The following is a 17134-nucleotide window of genomic DNA, read 5'->3' as shown; positions in this document are numbered from 1 at the left end:
ATGCGAAGACGGCATTCGCGCAGGAGATACACGTTCTTGGTGCCTTCGTGGTTTCTTAAATTATTGAACCACAAAGAACACAGAGAATTCTCAAGCCCTAACTGGGATTTGTTTGTAAACAGAAAGAGCCTGAGCAACACATTGATCCATGTTGTAATACTTATAAGTTGCCAACCGTCCGACAAAATACACACCAGGAGTTGCATCAGCCAGCGCCTTGTATTGCTTGTAAACTTCCTGATTTTCAGGACGTGGAACAGGGTAATACGGATCTCCAAGAGCCTTGGGAAACTCGTAAACGATGCTAGTTTTAGAGTGTTCCTGTCCAGTCAAATATTTAAACTCTGTAACGCGAGTATACAGCTGTTCATTCGGGTAGTTGATGACTGGTGCTGACTGAAACACCTCTTTGTTGTGCGTCTCGTGCTTAAAATCAAGCGATCGATAGGGCAACTTGCCAAAGCGATAATCAAAGAACTCATCAACAGGACCTGTGTAAACCATTTCCCGGCAAGGTATCGCTTTTTCGATTTCCTGGTAATCGGTATTCAGCATTACCTTAATGTTCGGGTGATTTAACATCTTCTCAAACATCCGGGTAAAGCCGTGCAGCGGCATTGCTTGATAAGTATCAGTGAAATATCTGTCGTCGCGATTAGTACGGGTTGGAATCCGGGCGATTACTGATTTATCCAGTTCTGAAGGGTCGAGTCCCCATTGTTTGCGAGTGTAGCCCCGAAAGAACTTTTCATATAGTTCCTGACCAACTTTGCTCACCACCACATCTTCACTAGTGCGAATGTATTCTCTTGGTTGGGCAAGCGACTTGTAAAAATCCTCCACCTGAAATGAATTGAGGTTCATTCCATACAATTTGTTGATGGTGTCGAGGTTGATGGGGATGGGAAGAAGCTGTCCGTCTATGCTGGCAAGAACGCGATGTTCGTAACTACGCCACTGTGTGAACTGCGAAAGGTATTCAAAGACTTCGCGGGAGTTGGTGTGAAAAATGTGGGGACCATATCTGTGTACGAGGACACCATGCTCATCATAATGGTCGTAAGCGTTGCCGCCGATGTGGTTGCGCTTGTCCACAACCAGCACTTTTTTGCCAGACTGAGTTGCCAAGCGTTCAGCGATGACGCTTCCAGAAAAACCCGCACCGACAATCAAGTAATCGAAGACAAAATCTCTGGTAATGATGCTTGGTGCTTGGGGGATATTTGTAACTGCGCTATCTTGACGGGCAGCAATCGCCGAATCTATAAGTTGCATCATCGATCCCCAAGTTCTATCCCAAGAAATCTGCTCTAAAAATGCATCTACGCGACTCAGCCACCCTGATGCTGCGGTGTCTTCTTGCATAGCCTGTTCTGCTGCGGTGACGAAGTGATCAGCCGTGTCTGCAATTCGCACCAACTTCAAGTCACCGTAGGGGCGCACCACATCTCGAATGGAGGTAGACACTACAGGCTTACCTGCGGCAAGATACTCTGGGGTTTTAGTTGGACTAATAAAGCGCGTTGATTCGTTCCGCGCAAACGTCAGCATCGCCAAATCCCACCCCGCCAAATAGTATGGTAGTTCTTTATAATCTTTACCACCGAGATAATGGATATTCTCACGTTGGGGCAGAAGTGCTAGGTCGATTTTCACAACTGGACCAATTATCACCAAATGCCAGTCAGGACGCGCATCGGCAATTCCCGCCACCAGCTCAATATCCATCCGTTCGTCAATCACGCCAAAGAACCCAAGACGCGGGTGAGGAATATTAGCTTGATCTGCTGGTTCTTCTTTCAGATTTCTCGCTTGGGCAAAATGTGGTACATCCACACTACTTGGAAACGCATAGACGTTGGGGTGCTGGTTCACCTTGCTTTCATAAAGGCTTTGTCCACCCGTAAACACCAAGTCTGCACGGCGGAATAGTTCGGCTTCGTAGTTCTTTAAACCGGTTGACGCACCTTTGAATGCAGATAACTCGTCCATGCAATCGTAGAGTACTGCTTCTGGCTCCAAGTGGCTTGTAAAAGCGATCGCCATCGGCGTGTAGTACCAAAACATGTACTTGCAGATGTTATGCTGTGCAAACAAGCCATCAATCAACACTTTTAAATCCGCGTTGATACCGTCTTCACTCAAACCTTCTGATAGGTGTGGAACAACAACCACTACCCCATTCTTATCTTGGCTTACTTCCAACCGTCCCAACGGTTCGGTGCTAAAAATCGGCTCCTCAATAAAGAAAACCCGCCGTCCTTGAGCGCAACGAACTAGAAGATGCTGCGGTCTTTGATAAACGAAATTCCAACGCAAATGAGAAAAACAAACTATATCAGGCGTATCACAATCTGAAGCTTCTTTAAAGCTTTTGTTGGATAAAGATAACTTCTGCAATTTCGCTGCACCTGATGATTGCGGTTCAGTTAGTGTCGATAGCTTGGTTCGCGACTTACCATTACTGATACCGTTATTTTTTATTTGAGTATGTTCGCCTGACATAGGTTATCTCAATTTTGTGTTTGTAGGAAATTTAATTGCCCAAAATAACCTTGACTCGGAAAATTTTCCAGCCAAAGTGCAGTAATAATTATCTAAATAACGAAGCTTTTGTTTTTTTTTACCTGCCTAGAAACTAGTCAGGCTATTTACCTGGGCAACATTTACATCACTTTTTTTTAAGAATATGGCTAATTATTTATCCAATCTTCTATCAAGTGATATATTTGCCTACCGTTAAGGAATATAGTTAATATTAAGCTTCTTAGTAATCCTGAATACAAAATTCTCCAAAAACAATAAATAGATAAGAGCAAAATCAGCGCTTATATGTCCCCAAAGCATAGATTCAGCATTTAGGATGTTTGCTGTCATTAGTGTTTACATTTGGAATCTTGCTAATTTACAAAAAAATTCTATAAAAGTAAGCTCTGAATTGCCTCACGCTAACCACTCTATTGCTACTAGTACAGCGGGCGCGTAAGTAAAGTACCCCACAAGAGACAATACACTTTGAGTCGTGCCACAATTTCGCTTTACCCCAGTAAAACTTATCTATTTCAGACCTATATTTTTCTCTAAGGATTCGACTACTGGCTGACTTGAGGGAAACAACTAAATCAGAAATATTGTTATCTGGATGCAAACTAATCAACAGATGAACGTGGTCAGCTTCACCATTACATTCTTCGAGCAATGAGTTACTGTTCTCCAGTACTCGTCCAAATATCTCTTTTATATCTTCAATCATCGACTGAGTAAGGACTTTGCGTCGATACTTTGTCACAAAAACAATATGCAAGTGAATATCAAAAACGACATGAGCGCCTTTACGCATAACATTTTGCAGTAATTCTAGTCACTTCCGGAAACCGTGTTACACTAATTGTCGTTCATAGTATCGAGTGAAGTAAGCCAAGGGGGTGAGCAAGTTGTGGCTGTGAGGAGACAAACATTTCGACTGTATCCAAACAAAGTACAAGAAGCTAAATTACTTCAAGCAAGACGTGACCATTGCTACTTGTACAATGCCTGCATTGCTCACCGTAAATATGAGTGGAGAGCTAACCGCAAATCAGTTTCATATTTAGAGCAGCAAAACTGCTTGCCTGCTTACAAGAAAGAGTGGGTCGAGTTTGCTTATCTTCACTCTCAAGCATTGCAAGCTACGGTAAAGCGAGTTGACTTGGCGTACAACGCTTTCTTTCAGGGACTGCGTAAGCCGCCTAAATTCAAGTCAATTCGCAAGTTTTCAGGTTGGACTTACCCTGCCACTTCGGGATGGAAAGTCAACACATCAGGGAGGCATGGCAGTGTAAACCTCAACGACCTTGGGGTCAAAATAAAGATGCGAGGTCAAGCTAGGCAGTGGGGCAAGCCTAGTACTCTCACCGTTGTTTACAAGCCTGGGCTGAAACAGTGGTTTGCTTCTTTCACTGTCGAAGTTCCCGATGTTACCGTGAGGTTTGGGTCTCAATCCGAGCTAGCGTACAACGAAATCGTCGCTTTTGACTTGGGATGCGAAACAGCAATTACAACTTATGACGGGAAAAAGGTTGAGCAAGTTGCTAATCCGCGTTTTACTCAGAAAACTGAAGCGAAGATAAAAAAGGTGTCCAAAGAACTACGACGCAAACAAGCCCCAAATCGTACGAAGAAGATCAAGGCGTCACGACGTTGGAAGAAAGCGAACAGGCGTGTTGCTCAATTGCAGCGCAAAGCTGGAAGTCAACGTCGTGATTGGCAGCATAAAGTTACGTCAGAGATTGCAAGTTGTTATGACATCGGCGTAACCGAGCAGCTTAACACAAAGGGGATGACGAGGAAAGCGAAGAACGGTAGCAAACGTAAAAAGCAAAAAGCAGGACTCAATAAATCTATTCTTTCAGTCGGGTTTGGCACTCTCAACAAGATGCTGACTTATAAGATTGAGGCAAAGGGGGGATTAATGATTATGCTACCTACCAAGGATGTCAAGCCATCTCAGCGTTGTCCTAAGTGTGGAACGGTTCATAAACAATGGGCAGAATTGTCAAATCGTCATCATGTTTGCCTAAGTTGTGGCTTTGATGTGCCACGCGACGCGGGTAGCGCGATGGTGATGTACAACGTTGTTACTAATCAACAACCGGGGTTGGGAACCAGCCTCGATAGTCTCGGATGTCTAAGCTCTACTTCTAAGACCAGTAAACGAAAGAATACCGGATCTATGAAGCAACTTGGGCAAGCGAGGAGACAAAAATCCAGCTACGTGGCGGAACCGGGCGAAACCCCGTCCGCCTATGCGGCGGGGTAGTTCATATAGCCTCTCTTGACTTTCTTCTCTCTGCACTCTCTGCGCCTCTGCGGTTTATCTCCAACCATTGCTTCATGTTTTCTGGCAACTCTGTTTTCGTTCTGCTATTTGTCTCAATACAAACGTGCCTAGTCACTACTTTAGCAGCCATCACCTCACCAACTATCACCTCAGAAGCCACTTCAAACCTATCAACACTAAGCTGTTGAGGCATTAACCTAATAACCAAATTGTCCCCACAATATAGCGGACGAAAAAAGTCCACATTAGCATGAACAATCGGAAAAGCTACAGAAGGATTCGTAAAAAAATCTTTGAGATTAATGCCAGACATAACTAGAGACTCTTCATAAGCCTCATGACAAATACTCAAGATATTGGCAAAGTAAACTACCCCAGCAGCATCAGTATCTTGAAAGCGAATGGTGCGGTTATATGTAAAGGCCATACTTCAAGCCAAAGTTCAAGCCAAAGTTCAAAAAAATATAGCAAACAAACAGCCTGCTACAGTAAACAATTTTACCGCAATTATCTGTTTTATCAGTTTAATGGGTAATAAATATCCTCAGAGCAAGGATTGAGGTAAGGACGCTGTAAATCAATACCGAGCCGAGTAAAATGTAACTGAATTGCCCTCATCCGCTCATCAGTTGAATCGTTATCTTGTTGCCAAACTTCCAACAAAGCATTCGCCACGATTTGACAGCGGTTCATGCCAAAACTTTCCTGTACCGCAAATTTTTGGCTCAGTTCTTCAGCTAAACTCAACCCAGGTGCTAAAAACTTGGTAAACAAGGGGATTTCTGTGTGGAAATGAGATTGATGTTCTGCATAGACACTTCTTAGGACTTTTCGCACTGCTGGATAGTCTTCGCGTTCAAAGGATAGCACTCCTGAATCGTAGCGTCCATAAGCAGCCCGATTGTGTAACACCTGAAAACTAAAGGGAATTGCAGCAGCGTTCAGTTGTTGTGTGAGGCTATTCATAAGGGCTAAGGCACCCATTGGAGTCACATTAAAGTAAATTCGCCCTGCCCCCAAATCAGTATCCGGGTTAGTCTGCAAATCCTGTCCGACATTGCTAACCGCTACGTAAAAGCCGTTTTGAAGTCGATTTTTAGGCATCCATATATCGATCAAATCTCCTACCTTGGCAGTTTGCGTTGACGGTTCTAGATTGTGATTGTACTCAACATACAACGTCAAACCGCCTTTGCTCACTGCAATACTACCATCTGGTTCCCGTCGCAATAGCTGCCAACCAGGATCAAAGTAGCCTATTCCATGATTACTGATATGTAGTAACTCGTAAAATTGCCAATCCATCTCTAAGATAGAATGGCTTTCCAAGTTTTTCTGTGGCAAGTCATGATTGACATCACTACTGAGTGACAATGTAGTTTGCAGAGAACCATTGTAATAAATACCGTGAAGGAAATTCCGCAATAGTAGAGCAAGATATTTGTGTTGTAACGCTGGCGAGTTTTGTCGAAATCGCTCTGCTATTTTAGATGGTAGTGCAAAGGGTTGATATTTTGGATGGCGAATGCAAAAGTTGGATTTAATTTGGATATTGCTAGCAATATCCAATAGAGAACTTAGCAGTGGTTTGGTAGAAGACTCTAGCATGAGTGGAACTTCTCAAAGAAGAATTAACAGTTATCAGGTATCAGTTATCAGTTATCAGTTACCAGTTACCAGTTATCAGTTACAACAGAAAATACGGAGCTGTTTCTTTTGTTAACTGTTTACTGTTCACTGTTCACTGACTCTGCTGTTCACTGTTTTAACAACCGCGCAGACGAGTTTTGTCGTAATAAAGACGAAGCAAATTATTCTCTTTTTTTGGATGAGAGAGTTGAACAAACTTTGCAAACAGCTTTAGGATTTCTGACTCTGTGATACCGAAAACAGTCAGTACAGACTCTTGTGGTCTACTGAGTAAGCTTTTAGCAAATTTGAACATACAAATACTGGAATTATCAAAGTATTTGTGAGAGTTTATTTTTTCCTTGATTCGATGAAGTAGAACTAAACCCGCAAATTGGATAACTCGTTGAACAAATTCACAACGATACTCAAGAATCACTGGGAAAGTATCAAGATAAGCTAAAATGAGATTTAGTAGTGAAGGTTGGATAACTTCCAATGGAATCGCTGCAAGAAGTAATGATTCTTCTAACTCGATAGTATCATCTACCACTAAGCTTTCTAACCAAAGTGTTAAGTAGCTTGCCACTAAAGTTCCCAAATCAAAAGCTGGATCTCCCCAGGAACAACCTTCCCAATCAATCAGTCGTATAAGACAGTTGTCTAACTTCTCCCACCTTGAATGCACTAAAATATTTTCCAATTTCAGGTCATTATGAGTTAAACAGCAAGGATTCCATTCATACGCCAATTCTGCAATTGCTGCTTCTAAACTCTCATAACGTTGATAAAGAGCGTAGAATTTCAGCGCATCTGTAGGAACATTGCCAAAAATTTCCGATCCAATTGACCCTAACCCTTGGGCTGGATTATAAAATTGATAGCGAAACTGCCCTTCAGGAGCAGTTGCCATAAAATCACGATACTCCCGGCGGTTGAAAGTGGCACGATGCAGTGCTCCCAAACTAGTACCAATAGCGCTTGCGATCGCTTTTGGAAAGTACAAATTTTTTTGATAAAAACTTGCTAGTTCAAAATACTCCTTAAGGTAGTGGCGAACGAGAATAGATTTTTCTGGCTCAAAATGCACTACCAAAGATGCCGTCGCAGAAATATTTCCTAACACTGGAAACTGTTTAAGTAACTGATGAAACAACCACTCATTGAAAAAGTCATGAGGGTTTTCGTTATTATCAATACATCGTTCTTGCTTAACCAGTAGCTTCTGATTCCCAGGCAAAGTAACAACTAAATTAAAATTTTTTTGACTCGTTTGCGGGAGTTCAGAATAGGAATTTTTACCTTCTTCTGAGCTACACAGACCTGCTTGATACAGATACTGAATAACATTCTGAGAAGACAGTGAAAGTACCATGTCTTATTTCCTAAAGCGTAAAATTGCTCCTGAAACCACTATTTCAGTATTAGCTTTACTTCAGCGGTATTCAGTAGATATTCATGAATCGTGCAAATATCAATAACGATTAGCACAATATACTAATATCCGATTTATCTAAAAGAAACCTGCCAAAATGGCAGTACTATTATGACTATTGCTTTAAATTTTGCTCAATGCTCAGTCAATTCTTTGAAACAATAGCGTTCAGAAATATCAATGTTTAACATCTGCGCCAACTGTGGGGAATATCACCCTGATAAAGTAATTGTTTCTTCTGGACCATATGCTGTATGTCCAAACTGCGGATTCAAGCACAAGTTTATACAACTGCCGTTGTTTATTCTTTCAGGCGCGAGTGGTACTGGCAAATCAACAATAAGTCTTGCACTTGCTGACAAAATGAAAGAAGTTGTGGTAATGGATAGTGATATTCTTTGGCGTAGGGAATTACAGCAACCAGGAACTGATTTACGTGAATATCGAGAGACTTGGCTGCGGGTATGTAAAAATATTTCGCAATCTGGGAAGTCCGTAGTTCTATGTGGCGCTGCGATTCCTGAACATTTTGAAGAATGCGTAGAGCGTCGCTATTTTTCAGAAATTTATTATTTGGCATTGATTTGCGACGATGAAATTCTTACCTCACGATTACGAAGTCGTCCCGCATGGCGTGGTTTTACGGATGAATGGATAAAGGAACATATATCATTTAATCGTTGGTTTAAAGATAATGCACACAAGACAAAGCCACCAATAACTCTTCTAGATACTTCCAAAATGACAGTAAATCAAAGTGTCGAAGAAGTAGTACGGTGGATAAATGTAAAGTACCTACATTGAGCTTTGCTACAGCAACTACTTAATAAGTACTTTCTTAATTTTATAATGTGAACTTCTTTAACCCAGCGTCGCTAGGTCATTTCCCATGTCATAGTCTAAAGTCCAGTAACAAAAGAGGGTTTGCAAAAACGTATATTATAATATACAAAAAACTGACGTAAAAAAGCTAAACTTATATTTATTGCTGAACAACTCAGATAACTCCGTTGAGTGCTAATTAGGCAGTGTTTTTGCTGCTTGAAGCTAATCATTTTGTCAAGCAAATATTTTAAATCGTCAATTTTTGTAAGGTGAGAGATGATTGGTGCCAAATTATTTGATACTTCTATGAATCTTAAAAATATCATTATAAATATTGAGACAGTAAGTAGAATGAATGAAGTAGAACTTACACAAATGCTGCATTCTTTCAATCACTATGGCTTTGCAATCCTACAATGCATTCAGTTGAATCATTTTGCCCTGGACTTTCTGTTGCTTTCAAAAATATTTGGCAAGCCAACAAGGCATAATCGAGCAGATGATAGAGGAATTGTGCCAATAAGACCTTTACCAGGTTATCAGGCTTATTTAGGTGCCTCAAATGAGCAGTTAGTACGTTTACAAAGAAGGAAACCGTATCTTTCCCGGTTCAGTCCTGGTATTTTCTTCCAGCTGGCTTCTTCTACGCTTGGTTGTCTGGCATCCTTGGCAGTATAGGACCAGTACTGACGCCGTTTTATCTCAACTACGGTCTTTCAAAAGAGGAACTACTTGCCACTGCGGCGGCTGCTAGGGCAGCTATTCACCTTGTAAAGGTTGCTGCGTATGCTGTCTTCGGGGTTTTGACTTTTAAAAGTCTATGCTACGGAGTCTTAATTGGTGTGGCAGCATTTCCTGGTAACTGGCTGGGACAGCTAGCTTTGGAAAGAACTAGTGAACACCGCTTCCGACAGATCGTTACGGGCTTTGTGGTAATGAGTGCAGTATTGATGCTGTGGCAACAACGTGAGTTTCTGGGACTTTAAGGGTACTGTAGGTAATTCATGATGGCTACCGAAAATTCTGGGGTTAGAGCCTCGCCCTTCTCGGGCGACTTTAAAAAACGTCCTGACCATTATTAGAATCGTTGTATAATGTAGTCAGGAGGTAATGAAAGTGTTTAACCTGACTTACGAATTTAAGCTGAAGCCAACCCAACAACAAGTTGCATTGTTTGAAGAATGGTTAGAAACCCACAGGCGGGTTTACAACCATGCTTTGGCTGAGCGCAAGGACTGGTATAAGTCTCGTAGCTGTCAGATTAACGCTTGCAGCCTCCGCAGTTGCTATATCATCAGAGCTGACGCGCCGCGCCCGACCTTTGCAAGTCAGTGTAAATCTTTAACGGCTGCGCGTAACGCCACTTGCTTTATGCCGGGAAACCCGTCCACCGCAGTGGCTCAAGAAAGCGAGTATTTGAAACGTGTGAATGCTCAATCTTTGCAGCAGACTCTAAGACGGCTTGAGAAAGCTTTTGTGAGTATGTGGGAGCAAAATCATGGATTCCCACGTTTTAAAAAAGCAGGACGGATGCGGTCTTTCTCTTTTCCCCAGCTAGGACAAAACCCATTAAGCAATAGGTACATTAAGTTGCCTGTGATTGGTGCGGTAAAAATTCGTCAATCACGAAGCATCCCAGAGGGAGGAGTGATCAAGCAAGCCCGTGTGGTAAAACGTGCTTCTGGGTGGTACGTAATGTTAACCGTTCAATGGGATGTTAACCCGCCCCAAAGGTTGCCACATGGAGAAGCAGTAGGAATAGATGTAGGTCTAACAAGTTTTGTTGCGACGTCTAATGGTCTTTTAGTCAAGCGTCCGAGGTTTTTTGTAGACGCTGAACGCAAGCTTAAATTGCTGCAACAGCGTGTCTCCAGAAAACGTATTGGCTCGAACAATTGGAAGAAAGCCCAAAAGAAAGTTGCTTCATTGCATGAGTACGTTGCCAATTGTCGTAAAGATTGGCATAGAAAACTGTCTCATCAAATTTGCAACGACGCCGGAATGGTGTTTGTTGAGGATTTAAACTTAATTGGTTTGTCTAGAGGGATGCTAGGTAAGCATTGTCTAGATGCGGGATTTGGTCAGTTTTTCAATATCCTTGAGCAAACTTGTTTCAAGCGTGATGTCTATTTTCAAAAAGTAGATAGTCGCAAAACAAGCCAGATTTGCCCCAACTGTGGAACCGAGACAGGTAAGAAAGAGCTATCAGAACGTACCCATGCTTGTTCAAATTGCGGCTATACAACTGATAGAGATGTTGCAGCCGCTCAAGTAGTCGCCATCAGGGGGCTTGCAGCCGTAGGGCATACGGTCAAGATGCTTGCCGAGGGTAAATTCATTGGAATCCCCGTGAAGCAAGAATCCTCGTACCAATAGGCGCGAGGAGTGTCAATTAAACAGAGAATGGGCAAGTAGGGCTGCTTGGGTGCGATCGCGCAAGTTTAACCGACTAAGAATATTAGTCACATAGTTCTTAACAGTGTTCTCTGAGAGAAAAAGCGACTGCGCAATTTCACGGTTATTAGCTCCAGAAGCCATTAAACGCAACACATCCAACTCTCTGCGTGTAAGTTGCGCCAATTCTGGGGGTTGTGCAATCGAGGGGGCTGATTCTGGGACGGGCATGAGTGCTTTTTCAAACAATCCTGGTCCAAGTTGGGTATGTCCTTTGTAGACAGCGCGAATAGCTAGCGCCAGTTCATCTGGCTCAGTGTCCTTGAGCAAATAGCCCTTAGCCCCCACTCGCATCGCTTGCGAGACGTACCCATCATCATCGAAAGTTGTCAACACCAGTACTTTCGTGTCGGGATATTGTTGAGCGATCGCCCCAGTAGCAGCAACTCCATCCATCACGGGCATCCGAATATCCATTAGCACAATATCCGGTTGTAGAGTAGAGATTTGTTCAAGCGCTCGTTGCCCATTTTCTGCCTCACCGACAACTTGCATATCGCAATTGGACTCTAGAAGACTCTTGAGTCCCTGACGGATAAGAAGTTGATCATCGACTAACAAGATCCGAATCATAAGACCTCTTGCAAAAATGAGATTTTACGAGGTTCTGTTCCCTGTTAAGAGTTAAGCGTTCCCTACAACTGCCACGAAGTCTATAGTAACAAGTTTGATAGTGGAAGAGAAACACAGACGCAGCAACCTTTTGCTGGTTGACTGTGGAGATGAAACTGACCGCCCAACGCCAGTGCTCGTTCTCGCATCCCCTGCAGTCCAAACCCGGTTGTATTTTGAGTTGGGTTAAACCCTTTACCATTGTCCTCAATGGAAAGATCAAGTATCCCAGCCTGATGCTGTAGCTGAACGGTCACAGCTGTTGCCTGTGCATGTTTGTAAATATTTGTTAGCGATTCTTGCACAATGCGGTAGACCGTTGTGTTCACTTCTGTGGGTAAGGATAATGGTAAATTAATTTTACTAGACAGTTCAATCCCTGTGTTGTGCTGAAAATCCTTCAGCAGTTTTTCAATTACTGATTCAAGTGATTGTCCTTGCAACGGGTTTGAACGCAAAACTGAAACTGATCGCCGGATTTCTAGCAACGCCTCAGCCCCTAGTTGCTTTGCTTGTTTGAGAAATGTCAATGCCTTATCATTATTCGATTGCCAGAACAGCAGGGCATTATTCATTTGAATGGTTTGAGCTGCTAGGGTGTGTCCAAGTCCATCGTGAATTTCACGGGCAATGCGGTTACGTTCCTGCAAAGTCGCCTGATCCTCAATGAGCAACGCATACTGTCGGAGTTGCTCATGCGTCATTTCTAGTTTCTGATGGGCAATTTCCAACTGCTTTCGACTTTGCCACTCTGCAAGCAGAGCGTTAATCAACAATAAAGCAAATACTAATGTCAAGCTATATAATAACAAGGAACTCAGTCGCCAATCCCATACAGCGACTTTAAGCTTCGCAGGCACGATAGGTCTTGACACAAGCAGCATGACATAGGACACAAGAGTTAAGCTCAATACAATCAACTGTCCCTTTCGCTCAAACAGCAAGCAACTCCGCATCACCAATACCAGGCACAGTAGGAAAAGAGAGCGAATGGTTAAGCCTTGTGGAGTGACCGCAAGCATTATCAAGCCAAACTCCACACTCGTGTAAAGCAATTTTTCTGCCAACTTTTTAGTTGGCAGTCTTAAGCCCATTAAACCGAAGGCAGCAATTATAAAAATTCGCTCTAGCAAGTGCCAAGACAACTCGAACGGTAACAAAATTTCCATTAACACTGCTGTGGCTAACAACAGCCACTCCAGATAAAGCAACAGACGAAACGATTGGTAACTCGGGCGAACCATAGGACTGTCTAAAATGAACGACCAAAGGAACAGTACCACTAGCATTATCCTGATTTTAAAAAAAGTACAGCGCCAACAAAGAACGTTGGAAACCTTAAACTTTTTGCAAAGGTCAACAGGAGTGAACGTAAAACCACAGATGCACACTGATTAACACGAGTTATTTATCTTTATCCATCCTTGGTTGTAAATATCCATTGATCATACTTTTGCAAGAAGTCTATTCTCTTCTTCTCTAACAAAATTGTTACCAGTATCGATAGAGTTTTTTCTACTGATTCTCTTTCTGGACTAGGAAAAAAGTCACATCAGTTTTAGTAATTTCTGACTGATCAGCTTAGGAATCCTGCTTCATGTAAACATTCATGTCAATTTATAAAATTGACATAGTGAATGCGGAGATTTCACCATCAACCATAAACTTAAACCAATTGGAGGCTCTGGTGCTCGATAACATTCCCAAAGAGAGTTTAGCGCAGAAGAACTCAGCCCAAAATCACTTAGAATTCAAGCAAAATCCTCCATCCAAGAAGCGGACTGGTTTAGTTTTACTCGGTCTGGTGTTGCTCGCTACGCTGGGCTTTCTTGGTTACCGTACGTTTTTTGCCAAGCCCAACAAAACTGAAACATCCCAAAGGTCCGAAAGGTCGGGACGTAAAGGACGGTCTATGATAACTCCTGTAACCGTCGCCAAAGTCGGCCAAAAAACAGTTCCGGTGCAATTGCAGGCAATTGGTAATGTTCAAGCCCAGTCTACCGTATCGGTGACACCCCAGATTGGTGGAAGAATTACCGGAGTGTTTTTCAAAAAAGGTCAGGAGGTGAAAAAAGGGCAACTCCTGTTCACGCTGGATGACCAAACACAAAGGGCTGCCATCCAACAAGCTCAAGGAACTGTCGCCAAGGACTTGGCGCTGGTAGAGCAAGCAAGAGCAACGTTAGCCAAAGACCAAGGACTGGTAGAGCAAGCCAGAGCCACGTTAGCCAAAGACCAAGGACTGGTGCGACAAGCTGAGGCGACTTTGGCAAAGGATCAAGCGCAAGCACAATACGCACAGGCACAAAGTAATCGTTATACTAACTTGTACAAGCAGGGTGCTGTTAGCCAGGATCAAGCTCAGCAATACTCTACTAGTAGTCAGGTGAATGTGGCAACGCTTCAGTCAGATAGAGAGGCGATCGCCAATGCTCAAGAAGTTGTCAAGGGAGATCAAGTCGCAATCCAGAATGCTCAACAAGTCGTCAAGAGCGATCAAGTTGCAATCAAGAATGCTCAAGAAGTCGTCAAGGGCGATCAAGCTGCAATCCAGAATGCACAGGCAGTTGTCGCTTCTGATCAAGGAGCATTAAAAAACGCCCAAGTGCAACTTTCTTACGCCAAAATATACGCCCCAATCTCCGGTCAAGCTGGAGATATTTTGGTGACTCAGGGCAATGTAGTTGCAGCCAATAGTACGAGTCCGCTTTTGACAATCTCCCAGATTCGCCCAATTCAGGTTTCCTTTTCGGTTCCAGAGACGCAACTACCGGAAATTCAAAAGTACGCGAGCAATAATAAGCTGGCAGTGGATGTTACTATCCCCAACACCAATCGTCAGATACGGGGTGTTTTGACATTCATCAATAACACAGTCGATAACAGCACCGGAACCATTAAACTTATAGGTCAGTTTGATAATGCTCAAGGGCAACTATGGCCTGGTCAATATGTGAACACAACATTAACGCTGAGGACACAACCGAATGCAACTGTCGTTCCCTCGCAAGCTGTTCAGAATGGACCCAATGGTCAATTTGTCTTCGTTGTCAAGCCAGATAACACAGTAGAAAATGTCCCTGTGACTGTTGGCAGTATGATTAATGGTTTAAATGTCATTGAGAAAGGACTACAACCAGGTCAAACAGTTGTGACTGACGGTCAGGCGAATCTGATTTCTGGTAGTAAGGTGCGAGTCAAACCGGCGTCGAAGTCAGCAGGAGGCGCTTCATGAACCTCTCGCAACTATTCATCCGTCGCCCGATCATGACCACCTTGGTGATGGCGGGTATCCTCATCTTCGGTCTCATGAGTTACCGCTTACTGCCAATCAGCGACTTACCCAGCGTTGATTATCCTACCATTCAGGTGTCAGCGGCGCGACCAGGAGCTAGCCCGGAAACAATGGCATCTTCTGTTGCCCGTCCTTTGGAAAAGCAGTTTTCTAGTATTGCCGGACTTGATTCCCTCAACTCGACCAGCACATTAGGTAGTACCCAAATTACGCTTCAGTTTAACCTCAGCCGAAATATTGACGATGCGGCTCAGGATGTGCAAGCGGCGATATCAGCAGCGTCTGGACAAATTCCTAACGATTTACCTAACCCCCCATCTTACAGCAAGGTCAACCCAGCCGATCAGCCGATTCTTTACTTATATATAAACTCACCGACTCTGCCGCTTTCCCAAGTAGACCGCTACGCCCAAACCTACATAGCACAAAAGCTGTCTACAATCAATGGTGTCGCTCAGGTGCAGGTTTACGGTTCCCAAAAGTATGCAGCTCGTATTCAACTGGATCCTCAGAAGTTAGCAAGTCAGCAGATTGGACTGGATCAGGTGCAAACTGCAATACAACAAGGAAACGTAAATTTACCTACAGGTAGTATTTCGGGCAAGAACAAGAATTTTACAGTCCAGGCAAACGGTCAATTACAAGATGCGGCTGCTTATCGCTCCCTGATTGTCGCCTATCGCAATGGTGCCCCAATTTACCTTGAACAACTCGGTAAGATTGTTGACAGTGTTCAAAATGATAAGGTAGCAAGCTGGTATAATGACACTCGCGCTATCATTTTGACCATTCAACGGCAACCAGGTACAAATACAGTACAAGTTGTAGACACAATTAAGAAATCATTACCAAAGTTAAGTGAGCAAATTCCAAAATCAGTTGAAATAGGGATTTTCTATGATGCATCCCAGTCAATTCGAGAGTCAGTAGATGATGTCAGATTTACGCTCATTTTGACAATTGGTCTGGTTATTTTAGTAATATTCCTGTTTCTGCGGAATCTCTCAGCAACGGTGATTCCCAGTTTGGCATTACCTGTATCGCTGATTGCGACTTTTGCAGCGATGTACATGCTGGGTTACTCGCTGGATAACTTATCAATGATGGCGTTGACGCTATCGGTGGGTTTTGTGGTTGATGATGCGATCGTCATGCTGGAAAACATCGTTCGCCACATGGAAATGGGTGAATCTCGTCTAGAAGCTGCCTTAAACGGTTCTAGAGAAATCAGTTTTACCATCTTGTCGATGACAATTTCACTGGTGGCGGTTTTTATCCCAATGCTGTTCATGGGTGGAGTGTTGGGACGACTGTTCCACGAATTCGCGGTAACGATCGCCGTTGCAATTTTGGTGTCTGGGTTTGTTTCCCTCTCCCTCACCCCGATGCTATGTAGTCGCTTTGTAGGCGCAACAAATCACGAAAATCAAAGCCGTCTGTACCAAGCTTCAGAGTATGTGTTTGACCGCTTCTTGGCTGTTTACGATTGGAGTTTGAAAATAGCTTTAAAGTTTCACTTGACCACAATGATTTTGTCTGGTGTGCTTTTTATTGTCACTATTTATCTGTTTATTGCTGTTCCCAAAGGATTTATTCCTAGTGAAGATACTGGACAAATTATTGCAACAACACAGGCATCACAGGATGCTTCTTTCGATAACTTGGTGCGTCACCAGCAAGAAGTGGTAAATTTGATTCGGCAAAACCCGAATGTCGATGCAGTTAATTCTAACATTGGTCCTGGTTCCAGTGCGAGCGGTAGCGGGGCAGCAGTTCCAGGGAACTCTGGGAACTTGTTGATTCGCCTGAAGGAACGTTCACATCGCCACAACAGCGCTGATGAAATCGTCCAAGAACTACGAAGCAAGCTAGCAACTGTCCCAGGGATTAAAGTCTTCTTACAAAATCCTCCTGCAATTCCCATCGGAACACAACAGACAACAGGACTGTATCAGCTTGCGCTTCAGAGTACCGATGTCCAATCCCTCGAAAAATACGTTCCGCAACTTGTCGCCCAGATGCAAACCCTTCCAGAACTTCTGGATGTCAACAGCGACTTACAAAT

At 43.3% G+C, this 17134-nt stretch carries 14 protein-coding genes; 7 read left to right on the top strand and 7 right to left on the bottom strand.

Going from position 1 to position 17134, the window contains the following annotated elements; translation table 11 throughout:
- Positions 1-90: 90 nt before the first annotated feature.
- The gene (glf, locus tag DP116_RS05545) at positions 91-2505 is read right to left on the bottom strand and encodes a UDP-galactopyranose mutase (protein WP_169154222.1); all 2415 of its coding nucleotides are present in this window, start codon (positions 2503-2505) and stop codon (positions 91-93) included.
- A gap of 400 nt (positions 2506-2905) precedes the next feature.
- Positions 2906-3340 (bottom strand): IS200/IS605 family transposase, encoded by a 435-nt coding sequence (tnpA, locus tag DP116_RS05540; RefSeq protein WP_246275499.1) that lies wholly within the window; start codon positions 3338-3340, stop codon positions 2906-2908.
- A 102-nt stretch (positions 3341-3442) separates the two neighbouring features.
- On the opposite strand from tnpA, the gene DP116_RS05535 reads away from it, so the two are divergent.
- Positions 3443-4798, top strand: coding sequence for an RNA-guided endonuclease InsQ/TnpB family protein (locus DP116_RS05535; protein WP_339381627.1), 1356 nt, complete (start codon positions 3443-3445; stop codon positions 4796-4798).
- 1 nt (position 4799) lies between these two features.
- On the opposite strand, the gene DP116_RS05530 is transcribed toward DP116_RS05535, so the two are convergent.
- The 3 genes from DP116_RS05530 to DP116_RS05520 all read right to left on the bottom strand — a co-directional run bounded on the left by DP116_RS05530 (position 4800) and on the right by DP116_RS05520 (position 7823).
- The gene (locus DP116_RS05530; protein WP_169154221.1) at positions 4800-5246 is read right to left on the bottom strand and encodes an acyl-CoA thioesterase; all 447 of its coding nucleotides are present in this window, start codon (positions 5244-5246) and stop codon (positions 4800-4802) included.
- Positions 5247-5338: 92 nt separating this feature from the next.
- Positions 5339-6427 carry a T3SS effector HopA1 family protein gene (locus DP116_RS05525; RefSeq protein WP_169154220.1) on the bottom strand — a complete coding sequence of 363 codons (1089 nt, stop codon included), beginning with the start codon at positions 6425-6427 and terminating at the stop codon, positions 5339-5341.
- A 157-nt stretch (positions 6428-6584) separates the two neighbouring features.
- Positions 6585-7823, bottom strand: coding sequence for an aminoglycoside phosphotransferase family protein (locus DP116_RS05520; protein ID WP_169154219.1), 1239 nt, complete (start codon positions 7821-7823; stop codon positions 6585-6587).
- Positions 7824-8063: 240 nt separating this feature from the next.
- Between DP116_RS05520 and DP116_RS05515 the strand changes: the two genes are divergently transcribed.
- The 4 genes from DP116_RS05515 to DP116_RS05500 all read left to right on the top strand — a co-directional run bounded on the left by DP116_RS05515 (position 8064) and on the right by DP116_RS05500 (position 11084).
- Entirely contained in the window at positions 8064-8687 is a 624-nt protein-coding gene (locus tag DP116_RS05515) for an AAA family ATPase (RefSeq protein ID WP_169154218.1), read from the top strand.
- Between the two features lie 297 nt (positions 8688-8984).
- Positions 8985-9386, top strand: coding sequence for a hypothetical protein (locus DP116_RS05510; RefSeq protein WP_169154217.1), 402 nt, complete (start codon positions 8985-8987; stop codon positions 9384-9386).
- Positions 9362-9694 (top strand): TSUP family transporter, encoded by a 333-nt coding sequence (locus tag DP116_RS05505; RefSeq protein ID WP_246275497.1) that lies wholly within the window; start codon positions 9362-9364, stop codon positions 9692-9694. The genes DP116_RS05510 and DP116_RS05505 overlap by 25 nt, the downstream gene beginning before the upstream one ends.
- A gap of 124 nt (positions 9695-9818) precedes the next feature.
- Positions 9819-11084 (top strand): RNA-guided endonuclease InsQ/TnpB family protein, encoded by a 1266-nt coding sequence (locus tag DP116_RS05500; RefSeq protein ID WP_211173090.1) that lies wholly within the window; start codon positions 9819-9821, stop codon positions 11082-11084.
- 12 nt (positions 11085-11096) lie between these two features.
- Here DP116_RS05500 and DP116_RS05495 read toward each other — a convergent pair whose 3' ends face one another.
- Positions 11097-11735 (bottom strand): response regulator transcription factor, encoded by a 639-nt coding sequence (locus tag DP116_RS05495; protein ID WP_169154215.1) that lies wholly within the window; start codon positions 11733-11735, stop codon positions 11097-11099.
- Positions 11736-11815: 80 nt separating this feature from the next.
- Complete coding sequence (locus tag DP116_RS05490; protein ID WP_246275496.1) at positions 11816-13063, bottom strand: sensor histidine kinase; 1248 nt, start codon at positions 13061-13063, stop codon at positions 11816-11818.
- 320 nt (positions 13064-13383) lie between these two features.
- Here DP116_RS05490 and DP116_RS05485 point away from each other — a divergent pair, with 320 nt between their 5' ends.
- Positions 13384-15009: an efflux RND transporter periplasmic adaptor subunit gene (locus DP116_RS05485; RefSeq protein WP_169154213.1), complete on the top strand. Its 1626-nt coding sequence runs from the start codon at positions 13384-13386 to the stop codon at positions 15007-15009.
- The coding region (locus DP116_RS05480) for an efflux RND transporter permease subunit (RefSeq protein WP_246275495.1) at positions 15006-17134 on the top strand (2129 nt) is incomplete at its 3' end. The genes DP116_RS05485 and DP116_RS05480, both read left to right, overlap by 4 nt.

It is taken from the genome of Brasilonema bromeliae SPC951 (assembly GCF_012912135.1).
Classification (GTDB): Bacteria; Cyanobacteriota; Cyanobacteriia; order Cyanobacteriales; family Nostocaceae; genus Brasilonema; species Brasilonema bromeliae.
Note: the sequence above shows the minus strand (reverse complement) of the source record. Positions and strands in the feature narration are given on the sequence as shown.

Excerpts from the sequence above, each read along its gene's own strand:
- DP116_RS05520 (WP_169154219.1), bottom strand. The coding sequence starts at position 7,823 with ATGGTACTTTCACTGTCTTCTCAGAATGTTATTCAGTATCTGTATCAA.
- DP116_RS05495 (WP_169154215.1), bottom strand. The coding sequence starts at position 11,735 with ATGATTCGGATCTTGTTAGTCGATGATCAACTTCTTATCCGTCAGGGA.
- tnpA (WP_246275499.1), bottom strand. The coding sequence starts at position 3,340 with ATGCGTAAAGGCGCTCATGTCGTTTTTGATATTCACTTGCATATTGTT.
- glf (WP_169154222.1), bottom strand. The coding sequence starts at position 2,505 with ATGTCAGGCGAACATACTCAAATAAAAAATAACGGTATCAGTAATGGT.
- DP116_RS05490 (WP_246275496.1), bottom strand. The coding sequence starts at position 13,063 with ATGCTAGTGGTACTGTTCCTTTGGTCGTTCATTTTAGACAGTCCTATG.
- DP116_RS05515 (WP_169154218.1), top strand. The coding sequence starts at position 8,064 with ATGTTTAACATCTGCGCCAACTGTGGGGAATATCACCCTGATAAAGTA.
- DP116_RS05485 (WP_169154213.1), top strand. The coding sequence starts at position 13,384 with ATGTCAATTTATAAAATTGACATAGTGAATGCGGAGATTTCACCATCA.
- DP116_RS05530 (WP_169154221.1), bottom strand. The coding sequence starts at position 5,246 with ATGGCCTTTACATATAACCGCACCATTCGCTTTCAAGATACTGATGCT.
- DP116_RS05500 (WP_211173090.1), top strand. The coding sequence starts at position 9,819 with ATGAAAGTGTTTAACCTGACTTACGAATTTAAGCTGAAGCCAACCCAA.
- DP116_RS05525 (WP_169154220.1), bottom strand. The coding sequence starts at position 6,427 with ATGCTAGAGTCTTCTACCAAACCACTGCTAAGTTCTCTATTGGATATT.
- DP116_RS05510 (WP_169154217.1), top strand. The coding sequence starts at position 8,985 with ATGATTGGTGCCAAATTATTTGATACTTCTATGAATCTTAAAAATATC.